The sequence below is a fragment of the Mesorhizobium sp. M0029 genome, from assembly GCF_040323735.1.
In the GTDB taxonomy this organism is placed as follows: Bacteria; Pseudomonadota; Alphaproteobacteria; order Rhizobiales; family Rhizobiaceae; genus Mesorhizobium.
The window spans coordinates 183599-202231 of the sequence record NZ_JAMYVF010000003.1 but is presented as its reverse complement, the minus strand read 5'-3'; the positions used below and the strand labels follow the sequence as shown (position 1 = coordinate 202231).

Annotated in this window: 19 protein-coding genes; 9 read left to right on the top strand and 10 right to left on the bottom strand. The window is 63.2% G+C overall.

The window, feature by feature from the left end:
• Positions 1-37: 37 nt before the first annotated feature.
• From NKJ76_RS06975 to NKJ76_RS06945, 7 genes are all read right to left on the bottom strand, one after another.
• Complete coding sequence (locus NKJ76_RS06975) at positions 38-1123, bottom strand: ABC transporter ATP-binding protein (RefSeq protein ID WP_023669844.1); 1086 nt, start codon at positions 1121-1123, stop codon at positions 38-40.
• Positions 1123-2226 carry an ABC transporter ATP-binding protein gene (locus tag NKJ76_RS06970; RefSeq protein ID WP_023704246.1) on the bottom strand — a complete coding sequence of 368 codons (1104 nt, stop codon included), beginning with the start codon at positions 2224-2226 and terminating at the stop codon, positions 1123-1125. Before NKJ76_RS06970 ends, NKJ76_RS06975 begins: the two co-directional genes overlap by 1 nt.
• Complete coding sequence (locus NKJ76_RS06965; protein ID WP_023704247.1) at positions 2223-2444, bottom strand: hypothetical protein; 222 nt, start codon at positions 2442-2444, stop codon at positions 2223-2225. The genes NKJ76_RS06970 and NKJ76_RS06965 overlap by 4 nt, the downstream gene beginning before the upstream one ends.
• Positions 2441-3400 (bottom strand): carbohydrate ABC transporter permease, encoded by a 960-nt coding sequence (locus NKJ76_RS06960; RefSeq protein ID WP_023682998.1) that lies wholly within the window; start codon positions 3398-3400, stop codon positions 2441-2443. Before NKJ76_RS06960 ends, NKJ76_RS06965 begins: the two co-directional genes overlap by 4 nt.
• Before the next feature lies 1 nt (position 3401).
• On the bottom strand, positions 3402-4307 hold the full coding sequence (locus tag NKJ76_RS06955) for a carbohydrate ABC transporter permease (RefSeq protein ID WP_023682997.1): 906 nt from the start codon (positions 4305-4307) through the stop codon (positions 3402-3404).
• Positions 4308-4375: 68 nt separating this feature from the next.
• Positions 4376-5692 (bottom strand): ABC transporter substrate-binding protein, encoded by a 1317-nt coding sequence (locus tag NKJ76_RS06950; protein WP_352537068.1) that lies wholly within the window; start codon positions 5690-5692, stop codon positions 4376-4378.
• 358 nt (positions 5693-6050) lie between these two features.
• The gene (locus tag NKJ76_RS06945; protein WP_352537067.1) at positions 6051-6734 is read right to left on the bottom strand and encodes a TetR/AcrR family transcriptional regulator; all 684 of its coding nucleotides are present in this window, start codon (positions 6732-6734) and stop codon (positions 6051-6053) included.
• 111 nt (positions 6735-6845) lie between these two features.
• Here NKJ76_RS06945 and NKJ76_RS06940 point away from each other — a divergent pair, with 111 nt between their 5' ends.
• From NKJ76_RS06940 to NKJ76_RS06930, 3 genes are read left to right on the top strand one after another with little or no spacing between them, the layout of a single operon-like run.
• Positions 6846-8039, top strand: a complete 1194-nt coding sequence (locus tag NKJ76_RS06940; RefSeq protein WP_023704249.1) for a Tm-1-like ATP-binding domain-containing protein — start codon at positions 6846-6848, stop codon at positions 8037-8039.
• A gap of 13 nt (positions 8040-8052) precedes the next feature.
• A complete protein-coding gene (locus NKJ76_RS06935; RefSeq protein WP_023704250.1) occupies positions 8053-8916 on the top strand; it encodes a phosphoenolpyruvate hydrolase family protein in 864 nt (287 codons plus the stop codon).
• Positions 8913-9329: a cupin domain-containing protein gene (locus NKJ76_RS06930; RefSeq protein WP_023669853.1), complete on the top strand. Its 417-nt coding sequence runs from the start codon at positions 8913-8915 to the stop codon at positions 9327-9329. Before NKJ76_RS06935 ends, NKJ76_RS06930 begins: the two co-directional genes overlap by 4 nt.
• A 170-nt stretch (positions 9330-9499) precedes the next feature.
• Here the strand turns inward: NKJ76_RS06930 and NKJ76_RS06925 are convergent, their stop codons facing one another.
• Positions 9500-10690: a M24 family metallopeptidase gene (locus NKJ76_RS06925; protein ID WP_352537066.1), complete on the bottom strand. Its 1191-nt coding sequence runs from the start codon at positions 10688-10690 to the stop codon at positions 9500-9502.
• A 362-nt stretch (positions 10691-11052) separates the two neighbouring features.
• On the opposite strand from NKJ76_RS06925, the gene NKJ76_RS06920 reads away from it, so the two are divergent.
• The 6 genes from NKJ76_RS06920 to NKJ76_RS06895 all read left to right on the top strand — a co-directional run bounded on the left by NKJ76_RS06920 (position 11053) and on the right by NKJ76_RS06895 (position 17030).
• A complete protein-coding gene (locus NKJ76_RS06920) occupies positions 11053-12657 on the top strand; it encodes an ABC transporter substrate-binding protein (RefSeq protein ID WP_352537065.1) in 1605 nt (534 codons plus the stop codon).
• Positions 12658-12930: 273 nt separating this feature from the next.
• Positions 12931-13917: an ABC transporter permease gene (locus NKJ76_RS06915; RefSeq protein WP_023747004.1), complete on the top strand. Its 987-nt coding sequence runs from the start codon at positions 12931-12933 to the stop codon at positions 13915-13917.
• Positions 13914-14744 (top strand): ABC transporter permease, encoded by an 831-nt coding sequence (locus NKJ76_RS06910; RefSeq protein ID WP_023735154.1) that lies wholly within the window; start codon positions 13914-13916, stop codon positions 14742-14744. Before NKJ76_RS06915 ends, NKJ76_RS06910 begins: the two co-directional genes overlap by 4 nt.
• Positions 14741-15742 (top strand): ABC transporter ATP-binding protein, encoded by a 1002-nt coding sequence (locus NKJ76_RS06905; protein ID WP_023747003.1) that lies wholly within the window; start codon positions 14741-14743, stop codon positions 15740-15742. Before NKJ76_RS06910 ends, NKJ76_RS06905 begins: the two co-directional genes overlap by 4 nt.
• Complete coding sequence (locus NKJ76_RS06900; RefSeq protein ID WP_023747002.1) at positions 15739-16524, top strand: ATP-binding cassette domain-containing protein; 786 nt, start codon at positions 15739-15741, stop codon at positions 16522-16524. Before NKJ76_RS06905 ends, NKJ76_RS06900 begins: the two co-directional genes overlap by 4 nt.
• Positions 16521-17030 carry an L-2-amino-thiazoline-4-carboxylic acid hydrolase gene (locus NKJ76_RS06895; RefSeq protein WP_023672929.1) on the top strand — a complete coding sequence of 170 codons (510 nt, stop codon included), beginning with the start codon at positions 16521-16523 and terminating at the stop codon, positions 17028-17030. Before NKJ76_RS06900 ends, NKJ76_RS06895 begins: the two co-directional genes overlap by 4 nt.
• Before the next feature lie 11 nt (positions 17031-17041).
• Here NKJ76_RS06895 and NKJ76_RS06890 read toward each other — a convergent pair whose 3' ends face one another.
• Together NKJ76_RS06890 and NKJ76_RS06885 are read right to left on the bottom strand one after the other, a co-directional pair.
• Entirely contained in the window at positions 17042-17824 is a 783-nt protein-coding gene (locus NKJ76_RS06890; protein ID WP_023672930.1) for a DeoR/GlpR family DNA-binding transcription regulator, read from the bottom strand.
• A 2-nt stretch (positions 17825-17826) separates the two neighbouring features.
• Complete coding sequence (locus tag NKJ76_RS06885) at positions 17827-18630, bottom strand: HAD-IIB family hydrolase (RefSeq protein WP_352537174.1); 804 nt, start codon at positions 18628-18630, stop codon at positions 17827-17829.
• Between the last annotated feature and the right edge of the window lie 3 nt (positions 18631-18633).

Here is an 18633-nt window from a genome sequence, read left to right as displayed (position 1 = left end):
GGGCCGCTGCGCAAGCTGGGAGTGGATGTAGTCTAAGTTAGCTGGCGTGACGCAAGCTCACGCCGCTGCCCTTGTCGAACAGCACCACCTTGTCCTGATTCCACGCAAAGCGCACCGGCTGCTCGATCTGGACATCGGTTCTGGCCGGCACCGTGGCGCGCAGCGTCGTGTCGCCGACCCGCAGAGTCAGGATCTTTTCCACGCCATGGTTCTCGACATCGTGGACGCGTGCCTCGACCGGCGCACCGCTTTCAAGATACACATCCTCAGGTCGAATACCGAAGACGAGCGGGCGACCGTCGGTCGCACCGCCCGCCTTGGCACCCCCAGAGAAAGGCAGTTCGAAATTCAGCGGCGCCATCACCGCGCGGCCGTTGACCAGCTTGCCATCGATCAGGTTCATCGGCGGCGAGCCGACGAAGCTGGCCACATAGGTATCGCGCGGATTGTTGTAGATCTCGTGCGGCGTGCCGGTCTGGATGATGCGGCCATGGTTGAGCACGCCCACCTTGTCGCCCATCGACATCGCCTCGATCTGGTCGTGAGTGACGAACAGAAAGGTGGCGCCGAGCTGGATCTGCAGGTTCTTCAGTTCCGTGCGCAGCGCCTCGCGCAGCTTGGCGTCGAGCGCCGACAGCGGTTCGTCCATCAGGAACACGCGCGGCTTGCGCACGATGGCGCGCCCGATAGAGACGCGCTGCATTTCGCCGCCTGAAAGCCGGTCGGTCTTGCGGTCGAGCAGATGCTCGATCCGCAGTGTCTTGGCCGCTCGCGCAACACGGTCCTTGATCTCGGCATCCGGCAGCCGACGTATCTTCGGCTTCAGCGGGAATTCGAGATTTTCGCGCACCGTATAGCGCGGATAGAGCGAATATTGCTGAAGCACCAGCGCCACGTCGCGCTCGGCCGCACCCCAGTCGGCGACGTCGACGCCGTCGATGAACACCTGACCCTCGGTCGGCTTTTCCAGACCCGCGATCATGCGCAGCGTCGTCGTCTTGCCCGCGCCGGTCTCGCCGAGCAGCACGAAGAACTCGCCATCGGCGATCTCGAGATCGAGCCCGGTCAGTGCGGTGTGGTTGCCGAAGCTCTTGGAAATATTCTTGAGCTGGATATGAGCCATCAGAGCCTCACCTCAAGCGACTTGCCGCTTGCCGTGTCGAAGAAATGTGCCTGCGTCGGATCGATCCTGGCGAAGACCTTTTCGCCCGGGCCGCCGACGAAGCCGCTCTTGGTGCGCGCACGCAGCATCTTGGAGCCGACCTTGAGATCGACAATGTCGAACGAGCCGAGCGGCTCGACGATCTGCGTCTCGACCGGCAAGAAACCCTCCGCCGCTTCATGGCGCACCAGCACGCCTTCGGGCCGGATGCCGAGCGCCAGCTGGCCGCCGGCATGACCGTTGAGCTTGGACAAAAGCGCGCGCGGGAACTCGAAGCCGGCGGCAGCGCCACCGACGGTGACGGAGGCCGCCGAAGCGGTCTCGGCGATCGCCGCATCGGCGACGTTCATCACCGGGCTGCCGACGAACTGCGCCACGAACAGATTGGCTGGATGCGAATAGACCTCGTCGGGCGAACCGACCTGCTGCAGCACGCCCTCATGCATGATCACGATGCGGTCGGCGAGGCTCATCGCCTCGATCTGGTCGTGCGTGACATAGATGGTGGTCGAGCCCTGTTTGATGTGCAGCCGCTTGATCTCGGCCCGCATCTCTTCGCGCAGCTTGGCGTCGAGGGCGCCGATCGGCTCGTCCATCAGCATCGCCTTCGGCCGCCGCACCAGAGCCCGGCCGATGGCCACACGCTGCATGTCGCCGCCCGACAGCGCCGACGGCTTCTTGGCCAGCAGTTCCGTAATCTGCAGCGTCTTGGCGACCGAGCGCACCTCGCTATCGATCTCGGCCTTGCTTTTGCGCGTCGCGCGCAAGGGAAAAGCAATGTTCTCATAGACGCTCATATGCGGGTAGAGCGAGAACGACTGGAACACCATGGCGATGTCGCGGTCGGCGGCCTTGAGGTGTTGCACCGGCTTGCCGTCGATGAGGATGTCACCGCCGTCGATCGTCTCCAGCCCGGCAACCGCCCTCAATGTCGTCGTCTTGCCGCAACCCGACTGACCGAGCAGCACGATGAACTCGTTGTCGTCGATCTTGAGGTTGAGGTCCTTGATGACCTGGACCGCACCGAAGAATTTCTGGACGCCGCGAAGCTCAATCTGGGTCAATGCTCTGCTCCCGGATTGCGCACCTGGCCGGTACCGGCCTTCTCCGCCGGCGCGATCTTCGAGGTGATGTTGAAGCCGATCAGGCCGATCAGGGTGATGGTCACGCCATAGCTGTGCAGCAGCAGGTTCCACGGCTGGCAAAGCGCGATGATGCCGAGGACCATCAGCACCTGAGACCCCGGTTCGAGATATTTCTGGTTGATGGCTCGAAAGCTCATTTGCGGATCGCTCCGAAGGACATGCCGCGCAGCAAATGGTTGCGGAGCAGGAAGGTGAAGATTGCGACCGGCAGCAGGAACAGGAAGGTTCCGGCGGCGATCACCGTCCAGTCGGGCAGGCCGGCGCCGACCTGGCTGGGGATGAAGGGCGGCGCCGTCTGGGCGCGGCGGTTGGTCATGATCAGCGCGAAAGCATACTCGTTCCACGCCGTGATGAAGCAGAAAACCGCGGTCGCGGCGATGCCGGTGGCGGCCTCCGGCAGCACGATCTTGAAGAAGGCTTCCATGCGGGTGTAGCCGTCGACCAGCGCTGCCTCTTCATACTCCTTCGGGATCTCGTCCATGAACCCCTTCATCAGCCACACCGAAAAGGACAGGTTGAAGGCGGTATAAAGGATGATCAGCCCGATATGGGAATCGTTGAGGCCGACGGCCCGGTACATCAGGAACATCGGGATCGCGACCACCACCGGCGGCAGCATGCGCGTCGACAGGATGAAGAAGAGCAGATCCGCCTCCCCCTTCACCTTGAAGCGCGAGAAGCCGTAGGCGGTGAAGGTACCCATGCCGACAGCCAGCACCGTCGAGGTGATGGCAATGATCAGCGAGTTCATGAAGCGGCTCGGATAGCCCGACCATTGCACCTGGCCCTTGCCGTCGCGCACGATCTTTTCACCGCCATCGAAGACGACACGTTCCCACCAGGGTGCCGCCGCATACTCTTCCGGCGACGGCGGGTTGCGCATTTGCGAGCGCTTGGTGAACAGCTTGACGAAGGGCGAAATCTCCGGCTGGAACACCACCGTGGGCGGGATGGTCGTGGCAAGGTTGCGCGGCTTGAACGCCGTCGAGGCGATCCAGTAGATCGGCGCCAGGAAGATGATCGTCACCAAAAGGACGGCGACGATGGCGACGCGATTGAAGCCGATTTCGGAAGAAGTGCGGACGGCGGCCATCTCAGCGCTCCTTCACCTTGTTGAGGTACTTGACGTAGATGTTGGTGATGGCCAGCACCATGATCAGCACGATGTAGGCGAGCGCGCAGGAGCGCCCGGTCTGCCATTCCTGGAACGCCATCTTGTACAGCCGGATAGAGATCAGCTCGGCCGTCGGCTGGCTGGTCAGGATATAGGCGAGGTCGAAGGTCTTGAACGCTTCCATGGTGCGGAAGATGACCGCGATCATCAGGATCGGCGCGACCAGCGGCAGCGTGATGCGGAAGAAGGTGTAGAACGGTCCGGCGCGGTCGATCGCCGCTGCTTCGTAGAGATGCTTCGGCACCGCTGAAAGGCCGGCCAGCGACAACAGCATGACAAAGGGCGACCACATCCAGATGTCGGTCAGCGCAACCGCATAGAGCGCCATCTTGGGATCGGCCAGCCACTCGAAATTGCCGAGGCCAAGCGCATAGTTGATGACCCCCCATGACGGATCATAGAGCAGTTTCCAGAACAGACCGACGACGGCCATCGACAGCATCATCGGCAGCAGCAGCAGCGTTGTGATGAGACCCTTGAGGGGAATATCCCGGTTGAGCAGCATGGCCACGCCGAAGCCGACGAGCAGCTGACCCGCGACCGAGATGATGACGTACTTCGCGGTGATGGCGAAGTTGGACCAGACATAGGGATCGTTGAGCAGATCGCGATAATTCTGCAGCCCGACGAAATTCGCCGGCGCGTTGGTCGACGCGCGGAAATCGGTGAAGGAATAGCCCAGCGAATAGATCAGTGGGAAAATATTGAAGACGATCAGGAACAGGATCGTCGGGATTATGAAGAGGTTGCGGATCGACATGTCGCTCAAGCCGCGTGCAGCGGCCCGCGAGGAAGTGTCCAGCGTGGTGATCATCGTGGTCGCCAAGACCCTGCTCCCGTTTCGGAAAAAAAGAACGGAGGAGGCACGGATGCCTCCTCCGCGAGAAAAGCTGCTTATTGGCCGCGGCCGTATTTCTTGAACGTCGCGTTCCAGTCGCCTGCGAGCGCGTCCAGCGTTTCCTTGGCGGTGCCTTCGCCGCCGATCATGTAGGGATAGACGCGCTGGTTGAGCTGCTGCAGCAGCTCGGCATATTCCGGCACCGCCCAGAAGTCCTTCACCTTGAACATGGTCTCGTAGAAGGCCTTGTTGTACGGCGTGGCGTTCTGGAATTCCTCCGACTTGAGCACGGCGGCGCTGCAGGTGTAGCCGCCGAGCGCCGCCCACTTCTTCTGGGTCTCGTCCTTGATGAACCATTCAAGGAACTTCGTCGCCTCTTCCTGCTTATTGGAGTAGGAGACGATGGAGATGCCCTGACCGCCGAGTGCGGCGAACTGATCGCCGTTCGGGCCTGGAGGATTGGCGAAGAAGCCGGTGTTCTTGGCGTTCGGGTTCGACGCCTCGTTGATCAGCGAGGGGAAGAACGCGAAGTAGTTCATGCTCATCGCGGCCAGGTTTTCGGTGATCGCCTGGTTGTCCTCGACGAAGAACGACTTGGCCCAGCCCGGAGGCGTGAACGTGTAGAGTTCCTTGTAGGCGTCGAGTGCGGCGATTGCCTTGTCGGAGTTGATGAAACCGTCGACCTTGTAGGTCTTGTAGTCACCCAGTTCGCCGCCGAAGGAGAACAGCGCGTTTTCGAAGCCCATCGCCATCGCGTCATAGGAATTGTCGGTGTAGATGGCGATGCCGTATCGCTTCTGATCCGGCCGATAGAAGAACTCCGCGATGTCGCGCAGCGCCTTGAAATCCTTCGGCACGTCGAGATCGTAGCCGTATTTGGCCTTGAAGGCTTCCTTTTCCTTCGGGTCCTCGAACCAGTCCTTGCGATAGGACCAGCCGACAGCGTCGCCTTCGAGCGGGATCGCCCAGTACTTGCTGCTGCCGCCCGGATACTCGGCGTAATATTTCACCGTTGCCGGCGCCATCACTTCGCCAAGCTTGTGCTTGTTGAAGAAGTCGGTCAGGTCGACATAGTGGCCGCCGGTCGAGCCGGCGCCGAGCCATTGCGAGTCGCCGACGACCATATCATAGGCGTCGCCATGGGCGTTGAACTCGGTGAAAGCCTTGGTCTGGAAGTCGGACCAGGGCGTGGTTTCCACCGTGATCTTGACGCCGGTTTCCTTCTCGTACTCGTTGCCGAGTTCCTGCAGATAATTGGCCGGATCCCATTCCGCCCAAAAGATGGTGAGCTCCTTGTCCTGCGCGTAGACGGACGTTCCGCAGGCAAGTACTAAGCCGATACCAGCAAGCAGGCTGGTCATTGTCTTGCGCATAATGATTTCCTCCCTTGTGCGCATTCTACCTTGTCATGCTAGCCGGCGGTGAAGCCGGCCTGGTAGTTCCTCCCGAGATCGCACCTTTCCGGTTCCAAGCCTCCTCGCTTTGCCGGAAACTGGATCGCAGCTCTCACTTTCGATCCGCTTTTCTGTCCTGATCTGGTATTACCAATTTTAGATAGCCGTCAAGCTCTTTCTTGGACCACCACCGGACCTTGTATAACCGGATTCTTCATGTATCCGACTGTTTTCCCTGAATTTTCCTACTCGTTGATATAGGAGAGCCTTGTTTCGGCACTGCCATCCCGGTTAACATCAATAGTGGGCATCCAAATCTGGTCGAACCAGATTGGCGCTATTTCGCCAATGCCGCTGTCGGGGCCGCATCGATTTCAACCGTTGATTCCGCCACCGCGGCGCGCACAAGGGCGCCCGCCGCCCATTGCGCGACCGACCGCATGCCGCGGCTATCGAGCCCCCATATATCCTTCAGCACGATCAGCACTTCGACGCCGAACATCATCGACAGCGCCTGCGCCAGGCGCTTGAACTCGCGCGGCGGCAGCCGGCCCTTGAGCGGTGCGATGGCATCCTTCAGCAGCTGGACGCGATGTCCGCGCGTGAATTGCGGCTCGCCGCCCAGCGTGCCCGCCTGCCGCTGCGCCCATTGGTCGAGCGACAGTTTCAGCGCTGCCTTGAAAGTTGCCTCGAAAGCTTCGATGCGCGGCATGGCGGTATCGAACAATTCGGCAACGCGCCGCCCGGCATCGGTGGACGTCGATTGCCAGGTCAGGATCGGCCCAAGCCCCTCGTCAACCACCGCCTGCACCAGGGCTGCCTGGCTGGGGAAATAGCGATAGGCGGTGGCGCGCGACACTTGCGCCGCCTCCGCGACTTCGCTGACCGACGGGGTGACGCCCGCCTGCATCAGCCGCGTCGCCGTCTTCAGCATCAGCCGTTTTGTGCGGGCCCGTGGGCCGCGTTCGGCAGCCTCGTTGGCGTCGTCGTTCCCAGCGGCTTGTTGACGTGAGACTTCCATGTCAATACGATACGCGCGTCTCAAAAAATTGCAATGACCTTTGCCCACCGAAGGGCCGGCAAAGGGCGACAGGCGGCCCGGCGCCGGTCGGCCGGTGACGGGAGAAACGCGATGAAGCGCATCTACGTGGTGGGCACAGCCGACACCAAGGGCGAGGAACTTGCCTTCCTGGCCGATGCTATTGCCGCCACCGGCAGTTCGGTTGCCCGCGTCGACATCGGAACGCGCGGTGCCACGGTGCCGGTCGATATCCCGGCCAGCGAGGTCGCGGCGCATCATCCGGGTGGAGCCAGTGGCGTGCTCGGCATCGATGATCGCGGCACGGCAGTGACCGGCATGGGCGCCGCCTTCACCAGTTTCATTCAGTCGCGCGACGACATATCAGGCGTGATCGGCATTGGCGGCGGCGGCGGCACGTCGATCATCACTGCTGGCATGCGCGCGCTGCCGCTTGGGCTGCCCAAGATCATGGTCTCGACGCTCGCCTCCGGCGACACCGCGCCCTATGTCGACGTCTCCGACATCATCATGATGCCATCGGTCACCGATATGGCGGGACTGAACCGGCTCTCCCGCACGGTGCTGCACAACGCGGCGCAAGCGATCGCCGGCATGGCCGCAAAGCCGGCGCCGACTGCCACCGGCAAGCCGGCACTCGGGCTCACCATGTTCGGCGTCACCACGCCTTGCGTGACCGCCATCGCGGATCAGTTGCGCGCCAACTATGACTGCATGGTTTTCCACGCCACCGGCACCGGCGGCCGCTCGATGGAGAAGCTCGCGGACTCGGGCCTGCTCGCCGGCGTCATCGACATCACCACGACGGAAGTCTGCGACCTGCTGCTCGGCGGCGTGCTGCCTGCGACGGAGGACCGCTTCGGCGCCATCGCCCGCACCAAGCTGCCCTATGTAGGCTCGGTCGGCGCGCTGGACATGGTCAATTTCTGGGCGCCGCCGACCATTCCCGAGAAGTTTAGGGGCCGGCTGTTCTACGAGCACAATCCCAACGTCACACTGATGCGCACCACGGTGGATGAATGCCGCGGTATAGGCGAGTGGATCGGCACCAGGCTCGCTCGCTGCGAGGGCCCTGTGCATTTCCTGATCCCCGAAAAAGGCGTCTCGGCACTCGACATCGAGGGCGGCGCCTTCTTCGACCCCGAAGCCGACGCCGTGCTGTTCGGTGCCGTCGAGCGCACCATCAAGCCGAACGCCGCGCGCCGGGTCTCACGCCTGCCGTTGCACATCAACGATCCGGAATTTGCCAAAGCCGCAACCGCGGCCTTCCTCGACATCGCCAGATAGTGAGAGCCAACAAATGCCCGCAATACCGCGCAAGGACATATTGAAGAAGTTCAAGGCGATGATCGCCGACGGCGTGCCCATCGTTGGGGGCGGCGCCGGCACTGGCCTGTCGGCCAAGGCCGAGGAAGCCGGCGGCATCGACCTCATCATCATCTACAATTCCGGCCGCTATCGCATGGCCGGGCGCGGCTCGGCTGCGGGCCTGCTCGCCTATGGCAACGCCAACGAGATCGTCAAGGAAATGGCCTATGAGGTGCTGCCGGTGGTCAAAAAGACGCCGGTGCTGGCCGGTGTCAACGGCACCGATCCGTTCGTCATCATGCCGCTGCTGCTTGCCGAGCTGAAGACGATGGGCTTTTCCGGCGTGCAGAATTTCCCGACCATCGGCCTGTTCGATGGCAGCATGCGCCAGAGTTTTGAGGAAACCGGCATGGGCTTCGGGCTGGAGGTCGACATGATCGCCGAGGCGCACAAGCTCGATCTTCTGACCACGCCCTATGTCTTCAACCCCGACGAGGCGCGCGCCATGACAAAAGCCGGCGCCGACATCGTCGTTGCCCATATGGGGGTGACGACCGGCGGCTCGATCGGAGCCACGTCGGCCAAGTCGCTCGACGACTGCGTGGTCGAGATCGACGTCATCGCCAACGCGGCGCGCTCGGTGCGCAAGGATGTCATCCTGCTTTGCCATGGCGGGCCGATCTCGATGCCGGATGATGCCCGCTACATCCTCGACCGCTGCAAGGGCCTGCACGGCTTTTATGGCGCGAGTTCGATGGAACGGCTGCCGGCTGAAGCCGCGATCGCCAGGCAGACGGCGGATTTCAAGGCCGTCATGCTGCACGACCAGAAGAAAAAGAAGGGGATGAGATCATGACCGACAAGAGCAAGGTATTCGTATACCCGAAGGACGTGAGCGCCTTCGGCTTTGACTGGGGCAAGCTGTCGCTGACGGTGGCGCCTGAAGTGAATGGCGCTGAGCGCTTTTCCGGCGGTGTCGTCGACCTGCCCTCAGGCAAGGGACACACGCGCCACAACCATCCCGGCGCGGAAGAGATCATCTTCGTTATTTCGGGCAATGGCGAGCAGATGGTCGAGGACGAGGAGGGCAATCCGGTCGTCGCCAAGGTCGGCCCCGGCTGCACCATCTATGTGCCGGAAAGCCGTTTCCATTCGACGCTGAACACGGGCGATGGGCCGATGCAGCTCTTCGTTGTCTATTCGCCGGCTGGACCCGAACTGGTGCTGCGGGAGCTGCCGGATTTCAGGCTGATCCCGGCGGGGAAGTAATCGCGAAAGGCCCCCTTCATCCGGCCGCTTCGCGGCCACCTTCTCCCCGAGGGGAGAAGAGGCAGAAGCCAGCGCCGGCGCAAACTCCTCTCCCCTCGGGGAGAGGTCGGATAGCCCCGAATTGCCCTTCGCAATTCGGATGGCAATCCGGGTGAGGGGGTAGCGCCGAGCTAGGCTATCCCACCTCTATTCCACCCCCGCGCCCGATCCCCAAACATCACATATCCCGCATCCGTCACCGCCAACGTGTCCTCCAGCTTGATGAACCCCCGCGTCGGGTGAAGCATGGTCGTCTCCACCGACAGCACCATGTTTGTCTCCAGCGGCTTGGCGGCATAGGTGCCTTCATAGGTCACCGGATGGTTGGTCATCAGGAACGGAGCCTCATGCGTGATCAGGCCCATGCCGTGGGCGAAGAAATCCGTGTAGGGCGCGACCTTGGAGGCCTTCAGCACACCCTCGGCATGCGAAATCATGTCGCCGCCGATGGTGCCCGCCCTCACCTTCGAGAACGCCGCCTGCTGCACCGTCTCGACCTCGGCCAATAGATCCTCAAGCTCGGCATCCGGTTCGCCCAGAATGCCCATGCGGCAGAGATCGCCAATATAGCCGTGATAATTGCCGCCGGAATCGATCGACAGCACTTCGCCCTTTTTCCACGCCTGCGGTGACGCCGCGCGGTTGTGGCTGGCGCCCAACGTCAGCAGGCAATATTCGAAATGCGCGCCGCGATTGGTTTCCTCACGCCGCAGCTGCTCGATGATCTCCGCCTTGGTCGTGCCTTCATGCGCCCACCGGATGGTCGCCAACATGGAATCGGTGATCAGCTCGGAGGCGATACGCAGCTTTTCCAGCTCGGCGTCCGTCTTGATGGCGCGCATGCTCTCCAGCATGCCGGTCGCGTCGATCAGCCTGGCATCCGGCAACGCCTTGCGGATCAGCGCATAGGCGTCCGACGGCAGGAAGGCCGGCTCGATGCCGAGGCGGGCGCCGGCCTTGCCGATCTTGCTGATGTGCTCGACCGCAAGATTGGCAGCATCGAGCGTGCCCCAGCAGGCGGCATGCAGCGTCGGCGTCCAGAACGGGCTGTTCTGGTGCTCGGCGCCTTCCATGCGGTTGCCGATATAGGCGGCATGACCGGGCCCGCCCTTTTCATAGAGGACGATAGGCAGGTAACGGCTATGGCCGATCGCATCCATGGCGGCAAAGAAGATGAACTTGTAGCCGCCAAGCAGATACTGCGTGTTGTGCTTGGAGGTCGCGAGCAGAACATCGATGCCGGCCTCTTCCATCAGCCGGTCGACCCTCACCTGATCGAACGGGATATTGCTGACGGCGCTCTTGCCCGGGGCGATGTTCATCTTTCTCTCCCTGATATCAGTGGGATCGTCGGCCGTACTGCGTCCAATCCCTTGGCTTCGATCAAATCTGCACAATTTCGTTAACTCTGGTCCAGCCAGAAACAGGTTAGATTGCTTCGGCAGGCTGTCACCACTCGTCATTGCTGCACACTAAGGCAATCTGGTCTACCAGAATACCAGAATGAAAGGGCCACCTCTAAAACTGGTCCAGAGGACGAAAATTTCAAAGCCAAGCAAAGATGCGCCAATTCCGTCTCTGGCGAAACCCTTGGCAAGGGCCATAATCGCCGCGAGGATGCTGGCGGGTGCCGCCAGCTTCGAGGGGTGCGCCCATCTGGTCGCGGAGAGGACGGAGGTTGATCATGTCGGATATTTCCAGACGCACGCTGCTTGGCGGCTCAGTTTTACTGCTGGCCTCCACCGCCATGCCCACATTCAGCTGGGCGCAGACGCCGAAGAAGGGCGGCCGCCTGGTGCTTGCCGCCGATTCCGAGCCGCGCAACCTCAATCCGGCCATCGTCGCCTCCAACGGCGTCTTCTTCATCTCCAGCAAGATCGTCGAAACGCTGGCCGAAGCCTCGTTCGAAGGCAAGGACGGACTGGAACCCCGCCTTGCGCTCTCCTGGGAAGGTGCTGCCGATGGGCTGTCGGTGACCTTCAAACTGCGCGACGGCGTCAAGTGGCATGACGGCGAGCCGTTCACCTCGGCCGACGTCGCCTTCTCCGCGCTGCAGATCTGGAAACCGCTGCAAAATCTCGGCCGCACCGTGTTCAAGGATCTGGCCAGAGTCGACACCCCTGACGATCTGACCGCCGTCTTCAAATTCGCCAAGCCAACGCCGTTCCAGCTGATCCGCAACGCGCTGCCGGCGCTGTCAAGCGTGGTGCCGAAGCACATCTACGAGGTCGGCAAGATCGAGGACAACCCGGCCAACAATGCACCCATCGGCACCGGGCCGTTCAAGTTCGGCGAATACAAGGCCGGCCAGTATTACAAGCTGACCAGGAATGCGGATTACTGGGCCAAGGACGAGCCGTATCTCGACGAGATCATCTACCAGGTGCTACCCGACCGCACGTCGGCTGCAGCGGCGCTCGAGGCCGAAGAGATCCAGCTCGCCGCCTTCTCCGCCGTGCCCCTGGCCGACCTCGACCGCATCTCCAAGGTGCCGGGCCTGAAGGTGATCTCCAAGGGCTATGAGGGGCTGACCTATCAGCTCGTCGTCGAGATCAACCATCGCCGCAAGGAACTGGCCGACGTGAAGGTCCGCCAGGCGATCGCGCATGCCATCGACAAGGACTTCGTCGTCAAGACGGTGTTCCTCGGCTATGCCGCCACCGCCACCGGCCCGGTGCCGAAGAACGATCCGCAATTCTACACTGCCGACGTGCCGATCTATCCATTCGACGTCGCCAAGGCCAACGCCTTGCTCGACGACGCGGGGTACAAGCGCGCCGATGACGGCAAGCGTTTTGCGCTGAAACTCCTGCCGGCACCCTATTTCAACGAGACCAAGCAGTTCGGCGACTATCTGCGCCAGGCGCTGGCGGCAATCGGCATCGACGCCGTGATCGTCAACAACGACTCGGCCGCGCACATCAAGGCCGTCTACACCGACCACGCCTTCGACCTCGCCGTCGGCCCGCCGGTGTTCCGCGGCGACCCGGCGATCTCGACCACCATCCTGGTGCAGAGCGGCATTCCCGACGGCGTGCCGTTCTCCAACCAGGGCGGCTACAAGAACGCCGCGCTCGACGCGCTGATCGCCAAGGCTTCGGAGACGCTGGATACGTCAGCGCGCACCGACCTCTACAAGGAATTCCAGAAACAGGTCGCGGCGGACCTGCCGCTGATCAACGTCGCCGAATGGAGCTTCATCAGCGTCGCGCGCGAGACGGTGGGGAACATCGCCAACAACCCGCGCTGGGCGGTTTCGAACTGGGCGGACACGTATCTGGAATCGTGACACATTTGCGCGGATGAAAGTTCGCAAAGAAATTGGTGTGAAGGCATGGCGTAGGGCCGCGTTTCGTCACACCCCCCTCTGTCCTGCCGGACATCTCCCCCTCAAGGGGGGAGATCAGCAGCTTGTCTGTCCCGCCAATTCTGCAACGTTGGAGATTGGCGAAGCCTGCGATGACAGCCAATCTCCCCCCTTGAGGGGGAGATGTCCGGCAGGACAGAGGGGGGTGCCTAGACACCGCACCTCTCCCGACTGGCGCAGCGTTATGCCTTTCCCATGACCCGCGCCCTCACCCTCATGCGCCGTCGCCTCGTCGGCAGCATCTTCGTGCTGCTGATCGTCATCATCGGCACATTCCTCCTCCTGGAAGCCGCCCCCGGTGATGCGGTCGACGCCTACATCGTCTCGACCGGTGGCGATGCCGGCATGATCGAATTGCTGCGCCATCGCTGGGGCCTCGACCAGTCCGAGTTGACCCGGCTCGCCAACTACCTCTGGGCGCTGCTGCATTTCGACCTTGGCCAGTCCGTTACCTTCTCGCGGCCAATTCGCGATGTCATCCTGGAACGCCTGCCGACGACACTGCTCCTGATGGTCACCGCCACCGCGCTCTCCTTCGGGCTCGGCTCGGCGCTCGGCATCTACGCCGGCGCCAGACCCGGCAGCTTTCGCGACCGCTTCCTGTCGATCGGCTCGCTGGCGCTTTATGCCGTGCCGGGCTTCTGGCTCGGCCTGGTGCTGATCGTCGTCTTTGCCGTCGACCTGCGCTGGCTGCCGATCGGCGGCATCGAGAGCCTGGCCTCGGACAAGACCGGTTTTGACCGCGCCACCGACATCGCCGTCCACCTCGTCCTGCCGGTTTCCGCGCTCGGCTTCATCTATCTCGCGCTCTATCTGCGCATGATGCGCGCCGGCATGGCCGAGGCGTGGCGGCAGGATTTTGTGCTCGCCGCCCGCGCCAGGGGGCTGTCGCGCCGCCGCATCGTGCTCGCCCATGTCGCCCGCAACGCGCTCTTGCCGCTGGTCACCATGCTCGGCCTGCAATCGGCGCAGATGCTGGGCGGCAGCGTCGTCATCGAAAGCGTCTTTGCCGTGCCCGGGCTCGGCCGGCTGGCGCAGGAAGCGGTCGGTTCGCGCGACACGCCGCTGCTGCTCGGCATCATTCTCACCAGCGCCGTCCTCGTCATTGCCGTCAACCTTGCCGTCGACATCGCCTACGCCTTCCTCGACCCGCGCGTCGGCGCCGGCGAGGCCAGCGCGTGAGCGCGCTGCCGCGGTTCCTGCGCCGGCCGGAAGCGGTCGCCGGCGCGATCATCCTGGCGCTTCTGTTCGCCATGGCGCTGTTTGCGTCGCTGCTCTTCCCCGGCGACCCGCAGGCCATTGCCGGACCAGCACTGCTGCCGCCGTTCCAGGACTGGTCGCTGCCGCTCGGCACCGACCGGCTCGGCCGTGACGTGCTGGCCGAACTGTTCCACGGCGCCCGCACCTCGCTGGCGGTCGGCCTGGCGGCGGCAGCGGCGGCACTCTTCATCGGCGCGGTCGTCGGCACGCTGGCCGGCTTTGCCGGCGGCCTTGTGGACGAGGGGCTGATGCGCATCACCGATGCCTTCCAGACCGTGCCGAGTTTTCTTCTGGCGCTGGCCTTCGTCAGCGTCGTCGGGCCGTCGCTCGGCGTCGTCGTCACGGCAATAGCGCTTGGCGCCTGGACCGGACCGGCGCGTGTAGCGCGCGCCGAAGTGCTGTCGATCCGCGAGCGCGATTACGTCGCCGGCGCTCGCGTCATCGGCATGCATCCGCTTGAGATCGCTTTTCGCGAGGTGTTGCCCAACGCGTTGCCGCCGGTGCTGGCCTTGTCCTCGGTGATCGTGGCGGCCGCGATCCTCACCGAGGCAGCGCTGTCCTTCCTCGGTCTCGGCGACCCCAATCGCGTCACTTGGGGCGGCATGATCGCCGAGGGCCGCACTGTGCTGCGCACCGCGCCCTTTCTGTCGATCGTTCCGGGCATCGCGTTGGTGCTGACCGTGCTTGGCGTCTATCTCACCGGCGAAGGCGTGGTCGAAACGACGGCGGTGCGGAGGAGCCTGTCGTGACCGCACTGGCTGAGATACGCGATCTGTCTGTGCGCTATTTCAGCGATGGCAGCGAGGTAACGGCGCTGAAGGGGGTCAGCCTGGATGTTATTGCCGGCGAGCGGCTGGCGATTATCGGCGAAAGCGGTTCGGGCAAGAGCACGCTGGCGCTGGCGGTGGCTGGACTGCTGCCGGCGAGCGCCAAGATTGAAGGGCATGTCAAGTGGCAGTTTCAGGCGCCGCGATCCTTCCCACCCCCCTCTGTCCTGCCGGACATCTCCCCCGCAAGGGGGGAGATCAGCAGCTTTGCCGACGGCTTCCCTTCTGCAACGTTCGTGGTTGGCGAAGGCGGAGATGAGAGAGCAATCTCCCCCCTTGCGGGGGAGATGTCCGGCAGGACAGAGGGGGGTGTGACGGAACGCCGACCTCTCAAATTAACCGAACCCAGTACGCTCCCCCTTCCCGGTCGCGACATTGGTTTCGTCTTCCAGGACCCCTCCGCCAGCCTCGACCCCGTCATGACCGTCGGCAAACAGATCGCCGAAGTCGCCCGCACCCACCTCGGCCTCGACTGGCCACAAGCTTACGCCAAAGCCAAAACCCTGCTCCAACGTGTCCGGCTGCCCGACCCACAAACCGCCATGCGTGCTTTCCCGCACCAGCTCTCCGGCGGCCAGAAGCAGCGCGTTGCTGTTGCCGCGGCCATTGCAGCCGGTCCGAAACTGCTGATCGCCGATGAGGCGACCAGCGCGCTGGACACCATTGTGCAAGCCGAAATCGTCAGCCTCATTCGGCAACTGGTGGCGGAGGACGGCATGACGCTGCTGTTCATCAGCCACGACATCGCGCTGGCCGCCGAACTCGCAGAGCGTATCGCTGTATTCCGGAACGCCGAACTGATCGAACTCGGCCCGACGGAGCAAATCATAAACGCCCCGCGCCATGCCTATACACGAACGCTGCTCGACGCCCATCTCGGCCTCGACGCCGATCCGCTGCTACGACGGGCGCCGGCATGAACTTGCTCACCGTCTCCGGTCTTACCAAGCGATACCGTCGTGGCGGCAAGGCCATCGCGGCCGTCGACGGTGTCTCCTTCGCCATCGAACCCGGCGAGACGCTGGCGCTGGCCGGGCCCTCCGGCGGCGGCAAGTCGACGATCGCGCGGCTGGTGCTTAGGTTGATCGAGCCCGACGCCGGCACCGTCCAGTTCGAAGGCGATGACTTTCTGCTCTTGAAGGGTGCGGCCCTGCGCACCAAGCGCGCGCGCCTGCAAATGGTGTTCCAGGATCCGCTCGCCGCGTTCAACCCGCGCGCCACGGTGGCTCGCGTGCTTGACGATCCCTTGCGCATCCATGCCATCGCTTCCCGCGCCGAGAGGCCGGCCCGCATTGCTGCCTTGCTGGATCGCGTCGGGCTGGCAGCCGATCTCGCCCCGCGCGCCATTCACGAAATCTCCGGCGGCCAGCGCCAGCGCGTCGCCATCGCCCGCGCCATTGCGACAAACCCGTCGCTGATCGTGCTCGACGAGGCAGTGTCGGCGCTCGATGTTTCGGTGCGCGGACAGATCCTCGAACTGCTGCTCGACCTGCAAGCCAGGGAACGGATCGCCTATCTCTTCATTTCGCACGATCTCGGCGTGGTCCGTGCGATCGCTCACCGCGTCGTCCTTCTCGACGCCGGGCGGATCGCCGAGAGCGGCGACGCCCGCAACGTAATCGACGCGCCGCAATCGGCAATCGGCAAGGCGCTGGTTGCGGCGGCGCCAAGATTGAACAAAAGCAGCAGGCAGGTACCATGACCGAACCAGAAGCCAGAGCCGAAAAACTGTCGCTCGAACTCGATTCCGCCTTCCGCAACCGCGCCGATCTCTACCGTCTGTTTCTCGACGAGCTGACCGGCGAACTCGGCGCGGAAAAGGCCGAGGCGATCATGATCCGCACCATCGAGCAGCGCGGCAAGGAGGTGGCGGCGGCCGCCTTCGCCCGTTTCGGACCTAACGACGCGCCGGCCATCGGCGAGGCATTTTTGGCCGTCAGCCCGGATGGCGGCCTGATGTATCCGACGGATGTCGAGCGCGGGCCGGACCACATCGCTTTCAAGGTGAAGCGTTGTCCGCTGAAGGACGCCTGGGTCGAGGCCGGTGTCGGTGATGAAAAACTCGCCACGCTCTGCCGCATCGCCGGCGCTTTCGACCGTGGTCTGTTCGAGGCAACGGGCGTGCGCTTCGACAATGTCACCTGGACGCCGGGCCACGGCTCCGGCTGCTGCCACATCGCGCTGACCAACCGGGATGCCGCCGGATAGGCAGTTGCTGATCAGCCGGCGGCAAACACATGCAGCTCCGTGCCCGCCTGTTCGGCAGCAGTGCGCAGGTCGGCCTTCGGTTCGCTGTCGGTGACGATATCGGCAATGTCATCGAGCCCGCAGATGCGTTCGAGACTGCTGCGGCCAAACTTGTCGTGGGTCACCACCAGCACCGTCGACAATGAACGCGATATCATCGCGCGTTTAACGGCTGCGGCGCCCGAGATCATGTCGCTCGGACCATCGGCGCTTATCCCCGATGCCCCGATAATGGCGACGTCGGCATTGTAGCGGCGCAGGAACTCGACGGTGTCTTCGCCCAACACGCTGCCTTCCCGGCTATCATAGGTCCCGGGGCAGAGCAGCACCCGAAAGGTCGGATTGGCGCCGGCCACAGAGGCCACTCCGGTGGAATTGGTGATGATGGTCAGGTCGCGCTTCAGCTGCGAAAGGTTGCGCGCCACCTCATAGGTGGTCGAACCGCCATCGATCATCACGATCTGGCCCTTCTCGACAAGGCTTGCCGCGCCGCGGCCGATGCGGGCGCGCTCCTCGATCAGGGTCAGGCCACGCTCGGAAATCACCGGTTCTGATGTCACCAGCGAGATCGTCGCACCGCCATAGGTGCGGTTGATCAGTCCGGCATCGCCGAGTTCGATGAGATCGCGGCGGATGGTCTCGCCGGCGACGCCGATGCGCCGTGCGAGCTTGGAGATGCGTATCGACGCCGACCGGCGCACTTCCGAAAGGATAAGCGCGTGCCGCTCCTTCTTCGTCAGTCGGCCTTGGTCCATGACTATTCCATTCCCTTTGCAGCAATCAGCGCGTCGCCAAGCTCGGCAAATCCCTCCGCGCCGCGCCCGCTTGTGACGAAGGCGGGAGACGCAGGAAGCTCGCCGGCGAAGTCCAGCACATTAGCGACGCCGACGCTGTTGGGGAAGAAGCCGAACATTGGTGCATCGTTTGGACTATCGCCGACGAAGACAATGCTGTCCTTGTCGTGGTCGATATCTATACCGAAACAGTCCCGCAAGAATAGCCGGCTTGTCGACAGTTTGTCGTATTTGCCGAACCAGCCATTGACGTGGATGGACGAGATTTTCGCCGTCGCGCCATAGCGCTGGAAGATGCCGACGATGTTCAGAACCTCGGTTTTGGGCAGCGGCGCCACGTCCTCGCAAAAATCGATCGCCAGATCGGCCTCGCGATAGGCCTGGTCGGCCGCGACCGCCGCACCCGGAACTTCGCTCAGAACGGTTTGCTCGATCTCCTTGAGGCGTGCGGCATCGGCCTGCCGTTCGGCAGCGCTCTTGGCGTAGTGGCGAACAATCCGCTTTTTGGCGTCGTCGTAGCGGAAATAGAAGGCGCCGTTCTCGCCGATCACGCCGTCCACCGGCCATTGCCGGGCGATCAGGTCGCACCAGCCGGCAGGGCGGCCGGTAACCGGCGCGACAATGAAGCCGGCCTGCTTCAGCCGCTCGAGCGCCACATAGGCTTTTGCCGGCAACCGCCCCTTGTCGGTCAAGGTGTCGTCTATGTCGGTCAGCACGACAGCGATGTTGCGCCGGTCCGGCGCGGTGAAGTCGGTGAGCGGACGCAGCAC

What these genes read in the sequence shown, in the direction of transcription:
- NKJ76_RS06895 (WP_023672929.1), top strand. Translation starts at nt 16,521, where the DNA reads ATGACCGAACCAGAAGCCAGAGCCGAAAAACTGTCGCTCGAACTCGAT.
- NKJ76_RS06945 (WP_352537067.1), bottom strand. Translation starts at nt 6,734, where the DNA reads ATGGAAGTCTCACGTCAACAAGCCGCTGGGAACGACGACGCCAACGAG.
- NKJ76_RS06975 (WP_023669844.1), bottom strand. Translation starts at nt 1,123, where the DNA reads ATGGCTCATATCCAGCTCAAGAATATTTCCAAGAGCTTCGGCAACCAC.
- NKJ76_RS06950 (WP_352537068.1), bottom strand. Translation starts at nt 5,692, where the DNA reads ATGCGCAAGACAATGACCAGCCTGCTTGCTGGTATCGGCTTAGTACTT.
- NKJ76_RS06930 (WP_023669853.1), top strand. Translation starts at nt 8,913, where the DNA reads ATGACCGACAAGAGCAAGGTATTCGTATACCCGAAGGACGTGAGCGCC.
- NKJ76_RS06960 (WP_023682998.1), bottom strand. Translation starts at nt 3,400, where the DNA reads ATGGCCGCCGTCCGCACTTCTTCCGAAATCGGCTTCAATCGCGTCGCC.
- NKJ76_RS06900 (WP_023747002.1), top strand. Translation starts at nt 15,739, where the DNA reads ATGAACTTGCTCACCGTCTCCGGTCTTACCAAGCGATACCGTCGTGGC.
- NKJ76_RS06935 (WP_023704250.1), top strand. Translation starts at nt 8,053, where the DNA reads ATGCCCGCAATACCGCGCAAGGACATATTGAAGAAGTTCAAGGCGATG.
- NKJ76_RS06920 (WP_352537065.1), top strand. Translation starts at nt 11,053, where the DNA reads ATGTCGGATATTTCCAGACGCACGCTGCTTGGCGGCTCAGTTTTACTG.
- NKJ76_RS06915 (WP_023747004.1), top strand. Translation starts at nt 12,931, where the DNA reads ATGACCCGCGCCCTCACCCTCATGCGCCGTCGCCTCGTCGGCAGCATC.
- NKJ76_RS06965 (WP_023704247.1), bottom strand. Translation starts at nt 2,444, where the DNA reads ATGAGCTTTCGAGCCATCAACCAGAAATATCTCGAACCGGGGTCTCAG.
- NKJ76_RS06940 (WP_023704249.1), top strand. Translation starts at nt 6,846, where the DNA reads ATGAAGCGCATCTACGTGGTGGGCACAGCCGACACCAAGGGCGAGGAA.
- NKJ76_RS06890 (WP_023672930.1), bottom strand. Translation starts at nt 17,824, where the DNA reads ATGGACCAAGGCCGACTGACGAAGAAGGAGCGGCACGCGCTTATCCTT.
- NKJ76_RS06925 (WP_352537066.1), bottom strand. Translation starts at nt 10,690, where the DNA reads ATGAACATCGCCCCGGGCAAGAGCGCCGTCAGCAATATCCCGTTCGAT.